Raw genomic sequence first — 6,013 nt, 5'->3', positions numbered from 1 at the left:
GAACCGGACCGGTTCGTGGCCCTTCGACGGTGTGGGGACGTGGGTCAGGCGGAGAGGGTGCGCTTCATGATCGCGTCCATGGCGCGGTCGGGGAGCAGCCGTCGCGCCGTGACGATGGCCCGGGCCCCGCGACCCGCGGGATAGCGGGCGGCCGGGTTCGCGGCCTCGAGCGCCTTGAGCACCTTCTCGGCCACCGCCTCGGGCCCCGAGCTCATGCCCGGGGTGTCGACCCGCGCGAACATCCCCGCCATCCGGCGGGCCATGTCCTCGTAGACCGTGCCGACGGACCGCTCGACCATGCTGTCGCGGGCGATGGTGTTCCACTCGGAGATGATGGGTCCGGGCTCGACGATGACGACGTCGATGCCGAACGGCGCGAGCTCCAGGCGCAGGCTGTCGCTGAAGCCCTCGACCGCGAACTTCGTGGCGTGGTACCACGCGCCCAGCGGCTCGTAGACCTTGCCGCCGATGCTCGAGATGTTGACGATCCGGCCTCGGCGTCGGGTGCGCATGTGCGGCGTGACGAGCTGGGTCAGCCGCGCCAGGCCGAAGACGTTGACCTCGAACTGGCGCCTGGCCTCCTCGATCGGCACGTGTTCGACCGGACCGTATGAGCCGTAGCCCGCGTTGTTGACGAGCACGTCGATCTGCCCCTGCTCGGTGATGATCCGGTCGATGCCGGCGACCATCGACGCGTCCTCGGTGACGTCCATGGCGAACGTCGTGATGCCCCGCGACTCGAGCGCGGCCATGCGCTCGACCCGGCGGGCCACGGCATACACGGTCCACCCGGACTCGACGAGATGGATGGCGACGGACTCGCCGATGCCGGAGGACGCGCCGGTCACGAGGGCTACCTTGGTCATCCCGCCACCGTATGCCGCGTCCCCCGAGAAGCCGTCGAGAGGCCATGTCTCGTGGGCGCCGACGTCGAGAGGCCAGAACTCGTGACGAGTTCTGGCCTCTCGACCGAACGAGACCCACAGAACGTGGCCTCTCGACGGTGTGGGGTGCGGGGCGCGGTCAGCGCACCCCGGCCTCCGAGTGCAGGGAGTGCTCCGAGTGCTCGGAGTTCTCGACGAGCCGGGCCTTCTGGCGGTCGACGAGGTAGGCAGCGGTGAGGTCGTCACCGACCGCGGCCAGCAGGCGTACGTCGACGGCTTCGTGACGCTCCGCGACGGTGGGCTCGACGGTCGTCATGACCGTGCGGGCGTCACGCTCGGCCACGGCCGTGGCGAGCTCGCGCTTGAGCGACTCGTCAAGGACGCCGCCGTCCGCCTTCGCCCGAGCAGCGACCTCGACCGCGAAACGCTCGGTCTCGGCCGCGAGCGCGAGGTCCTCGGTGGTGAGCATTCGCGAGGTGCGGTGCAGCAGCGCCGCGCCGGCGTCGAGGTCGCCGTCGCCGAGACGCGTGACGGCCTGGGTGAGCAGGGGACGGTCGCCGCGCAGCGCGGAGTCGGCGAGCAGTCCCAGGCGCAGGCCGAGCAGGCGCTCGTGCGTACGCGTGTTGCCGGCCTCACGGCCGAGCGGCACCTTCAGCTCGTCGTCCGGAGCCGACTGCGACATCGTGTCGAGCAGCTGCGTGCCGGCCTCGTCCGGGGTGTGGACGGTGTCACGCAGCGGCACCTCCTTGATGAAGAGCGTGGCGAGCAGGGCGAGCGCGAACGGCACGAGGCCCCAGACGAAGACGTTGTGCAGCGAGTCGGCGAGACCCTGCTTGACGCCGGTCGCGATGACCGGCGGCAGCTTGGCCAGGGCCGAGGGGTCGAGCACGGAGCCGGCGCTGACCTGCTGGCCGGACGCCTGCATCTGCTGGACGACCGAGGCGGGCAGGTGCGAGGCGATGTTGGCGGCGAGACCGCTCGTCATGATCGTGCCGAAGACGGCGGTGCCGACGGTCGAGCCGACGTTGCGGAAGAACTGCGTCGACGCGGTCGCGACGCCGAGGTCCTTGCGCTGCGAGGAGTTCTGGATGATCAGGGTGAAGACCTGCAGCGCCATACCGAGACCGACGCCGAAGACGATCATCGACAGCGTGAGGTCGACCTGGCTGGAGCCGTAGTGCAGCTGGGTCAGCAGCCAGAAGCCGACGCCCATGATGAGGATGCCCGCGATGGTCTGCAGCTTGTAGCGGCCGGTCTTGGTGATGACGAGGCCCGAGATGATCGACAGGCCGATCATGGCGACCGACATCGGCATCAGGATGAGGCCGGAGTTCGTGGCAGACGCACCGAGGACGCCCTGGGCGTAGACCGGCAGGTAGATCATCGCGCCGAACATCATGACCGAGACCATGAAGGCTGCGATGTTCGAGAGCGTGAAGAGCGGGCTCTTGAACAGCCGTAGCGGCAGCACCGGCTCGACGGCGCGGCGCTCGATGGCGATGAAGACGGCGAGGCCGACGACGCCGGCGACGTACATGCCGATGATGGCGGGTGAGTTCCAGTCCAGCGTGGTGCCGCCGAGGGAGGTCGGCACGAGCAGCAGGATCAGGGTCGTCGACAGCGCGGCGATGCCGGCCTTGTCGACGACGGTGTCGCGAGCCGTGTGCTCGAGGTGCAGGAAGCGGCTGATGCCGAAGAAGGCGAAGACGCCGACGGGTAGCGTGATGAAGAAGAGGTAGCGCCAGCCCCAGTTGTCGGTGACGTAGCCACCGACGAGCGGACCGAGGATCGAGGCGAGGCCGAAGACGCCGCCCATGAGGCCTTGGTACTTGCCGCGCTGACGCGGCGGGATGATGTCGCCGATGATCGTCTGCGAGAGCGGCATCAGGGTGCCCATGCCGGCGCCCTGGACGGCGCGGGCGGCGATGAGCCACCAGAAGTTCTGCGCGAAGCCGGACAGGATCGAGCCGGCCATGAAGACGACGAGGCCGCCGAGGTAGAAGCCGCGCCGGCCGTAGAGGTCGCTCATCTTGCCGACGATGGGCACGGTGATCGCGCTGACGAGCATGGCGGCGGTGGCGAGCCACGAGTAGTGCTCGATACCGCCGAGCTCGGCGACGATCCGCGGCATGGCGGGCCCGACGATGGTCTGGCTGATCGACGCCACGAGCATGCCGAGCATGAGCGCGATGAAGATGTTGCGGGTGGGGCGGTCGAGTCCGGGCGCCTTCGCGGCACGCGTCGAGCTGGCTGGGCCGGTCGCGGTGTCCGTGGCTACTCCCTGGGTCTTCTGTGGCATGCGACGCACCTTACGTCAATCGTGCAGTCACTGCAAAATTGCAGTCACTGCAGGCTCGTGGCACGATGGATCCATGAGCACGGACCTGCTGACCGACGAGTCGTGCGGCCTGCGCGAGCGCAAGAAGCGCGAGACCCGCCGAGCGCTCAACCTCGCCGCCCTGGACCTCGTCGAGGAGAAGGGCTTCGTGGCCGTCACCACCGAGGAGATCGCGGCCCGCGCCGGGGTCAGTGCTCGTACCTTCTTCAACTACTTCCCCTCCAAAGAGGCGGCTGTCATCGGCACCACGGCCGAGGAGCTCGAGGCGTATGCCGCGGGGCTCGAGGAGGGGTTACCCAACGAGACGCCGCTTCAGTCCCTGCGCCGCATCCTCGCCGGGATGCTGGCGCCAGCCTCGATCGACCGGGAGCTGCGGGGGCGACGGCGTCGCATCCTGCTCGGCGAGCCGTCGCTCGCCCCGGCCCTGGTGGGCAACAACCTTCGCATCGAGAACGTCCTGACGGCAGCGCTCGAGCGTCGTCTCGGGGCCGAGCCGGGCGGGTCGCTCGAGGCGCGCGTCACGGTGGCCGTCGCGATCGCGGCCGTGCGGGCCTGCATCGCGCACCAGCAGAACGGCGGCTCGGGCCGCCTCGAGCGCAACATCGACGCGGCCTTCGACCGCCTCGCCGCCGGCGTGCGCTGACGCCACGCTGACGCCCGTGCGCTGACGCCACGCTGACGCCCGTGCGCTGACGCCACGCTGACGCCCGTGCGCTGACCCCACCCGCCGTGACAGGGCATCACGGCAGATGGGTCAGCCCCCGTCAGCCGGCGTGCCGCATGCAGGTGCGCGCGGTGGGCCGGGCCTCGAGCCGGGCGTGGGGGATCGCGTCGCCGCACACCTCGCACTTGCCGTACCTGCCGTCGGCGATTCGCTGCAGGGCCGCGTCGATCTCGGAGAGATGCTGCTCGGCCTGTCTGACGAGGGCGCCGATCTGCGTGCGCTCGTAGGCGATGGTCGATCCCTCGGGGTCGTGCTCGTCGTCGCCGATGTTGGCCTCTGACGCCTCGACGACCTCGGCGAACTCGCGGCGCAGACCGGCGATGCGCTCGATCTCGTCGGCCCGGGCCGACTCCAGCTCTGCCGCGTGGGCGGCCGTCTTCGTGCTCATGGCTCCATGGTCCTCCCGTTGGGTCCCACCGGACGGATTCAGTGGCGAACCGCACCCTTTCGGGGCGCCGGGCGCCGGGCGCGCGTCGTTCCGGCCGCTCGGCCCGTCCCCGGGGCGACCCGGCCGCCAGGACGCCATCGACGCCGCGCCGGTTCCCACCCGGCAGGATGGGCCCATGAGCGACCCCAGCGGAGTGGTCTTCCCACTCGACCCGTCGTCCGGCCGCCGCAGCACGACCGCCACCGGACGCGCCGTCGTCGCGGACGCCCTCCGCCCGGTCGACCCCGTCGGTGCCGCGTCTGCCGAGCGCGAGACGAGCTGGCGCCAGGGCTACCTCCCGCACTTCCGCCGCGTCGTCGAGGCCGGCCTGGTGACACCCGAGGCGGCACGGTCCATCGCGCGGGCCGGGCTCGACTCGCTACACGAGCGGATGCGCTGGGCCACCGCCGACGGGGACCGGCCCCTCACCGCCGCCTTCGACCCCGACCCGGGCGCGGCCCCGCTGCGGTCGGAGACCATCCGAGGCGAGGGCACCCCGGACCGCACCCTCTCGGTGCCGTATGCCGGCGAGCGCCTCTCGGGGGACGCGCTCCGTCGCCGTCTCGACCGCTGGGTGGAGGCGGGCACCATCGAGCCGACGTGCGCCGAGGCGGTCGGCCGGGTCCTCGACAACCCGGACTGGCTCGACCTCTCGGACCGCACCGTCGTCGTGCTCGGGGCGGCTGCGGAGATGGGACCGCTGCGCTCGCTGCTGCGCTGGGGCGCTGACGTCGCCGCCGTCGATTTACCGCGTAAAGACCTGTGGGACAGGCTGATAGGTGAAACGCGCCGCTTGGCCGGGTCGATCACCCTTCCGATGACCGACGGCCACGGGTCGGTCGCCGAGCGCGCGGGTGGCGACCTGGTGCACGACCTCGGCGCCGTCACGCAGTGGGTCACGGCCCTCGAGGGCCCCCTCGTCATCGGCAACTACGTCTACGCGGACGGTGAGACGAACGTCCGCGTCTCCATGGCCGTCGACGCCTTGACCCGGGGCGTCGTCGCCGCCAAGGGCCGCGACGACGTCGCACTCGCCTTCCTCGCCACGCCGACCGACGTCTTCGCCGTGCCGGGCGCGGCCGTCGAGCGTTCCGCCGACAGCTACGCCCACCGGCGAACCTCGAAGCTGCTGCGTGTTCCGCTTCGGACCCTGAGTGGCGGCCGACTGCTGCGCCGCAACTACGTCGCGGGCCAGGACCCTGGCATCAACGACAGTGTCGTGCTGCAGCAGGGACCCAACTACCTGCTCGCCAAGCGGCTCCAGCGGTGGCGCGCGACGGCATACCGCGCCGACGGTGGTCTGGTGTCGCTCAAGGTCGCGCCCCCGACGCGCACCCGATCCGTGGTCAAGAACCGCGCCCTGGCAGCTGCCTACGCCGGCGCACACCGCTTCGGCATCGAGGTCTTCGAGCCCGGGACGGCCAACACGCTGATGGCGGCGCTGCTCGTCCACGACCTGCGCACGGGCGCTCCGGCGCAGCCCACGCCGTGGCAGGACGAGGCGTATGCGGCCGCGCACGGGGGGCTGTGGACGGCCGCCTACGACCCGCGCAGCGCCCTCGGGATCGCTGCGCTGCTCGGGGTCGCGGCGGCACGCTGACGCCACGGCGTCCCCCAGCCGCCCTGGCCGCGTCCGCCTG

At 71.2% G+C, this 6,013-nt stretch carries 5 protein-coding genes; 2 read left to right on the top strand and 3 right to left on the bottom strand.

The genetic code is table 11. The features are described from left to right. Positions 1 to 44: 44 nt before the first annotated feature. Positions 45 to 866, bottom strand: coding sequence for an oxidoreductase (locus AC3WRT_RS08955; protein WP_492721122.1), 822 nt, complete (start codon positions 864 to 866; stop codon positions 45 to 47). Positions 867 to 1,023: 157 nt separating this feature from the next. Next, on the bottom strand, positions 1,024 to 3,183 hold the full coding sequence (locus AC3WRT_RS08950) for an MDR family MFS transporter (protein WP_492721121.1): 2,160 nt from the start codon (positions 3,181 to 3,183) through the stop codon (positions 1,024 to 1,026). 73 nt (positions 3,184 to 3,256) lie between these two features. Here AC3WRT_RS08950 and AC3WRT_RS08945 point away from each other — a divergent pair, with 73 nt between their 5' ends. Beyond that, complete coding sequence (locus tag AC3WRT_RS08945) at positions 3,257 to 3,865, top strand: TetR/AcrR family transcriptional regulator (RefSeq protein WP_492721120.1); 609 nt, start codon at positions 3,257 to 3,259, stop codon at positions 3,863 to 3,865. 121 nt (positions 3,866 to 3,986) lie between these two features. Here the strand turns inward: AC3WRT_RS08945 and AC3WRT_RS08940 are convergent, their stop codons facing one another. After that, positions 3,987 to 4,334, bottom strand: coding sequence for a TraR/DksA family transcriptional regulator (locus AC3WRT_RS08940; protein ID WP_492721119.1), 348 nt, complete (start codon positions 4,332 to 4,334; stop codon positions 3,987 to 3,989). Positions 4,335 to 4,509: 175 nt separating this feature from the next. Here AC3WRT_RS08940 and AC3WRT_RS08935 point away from each other — a divergent pair, with 175 nt between their 5' ends. Further along, positions 4,510 to 5,973 carry a hypothetical protein gene (locus AC3WRT_RS08935; protein WP_492721118.1) on the top strand — a complete coding sequence of 488 codons (1,464 nt, stop codon included), beginning with the start codon at positions 4,510 to 4,512 and terminating at the stop codon, positions 5,971 to 5,973. The last annotated feature ends 40 nt before the right edge of the window (positions 5,974 to 6,013 follow it).

It is taken from the genome of Terrabacter sp. FW104-15G4B (genome assembly GCF_058790095.1).
The sequence above is the reverse complement of the archived record's forward strand: the minus strand, read 5'-3'. Positions and strand labels throughout refer to the sequence as shown.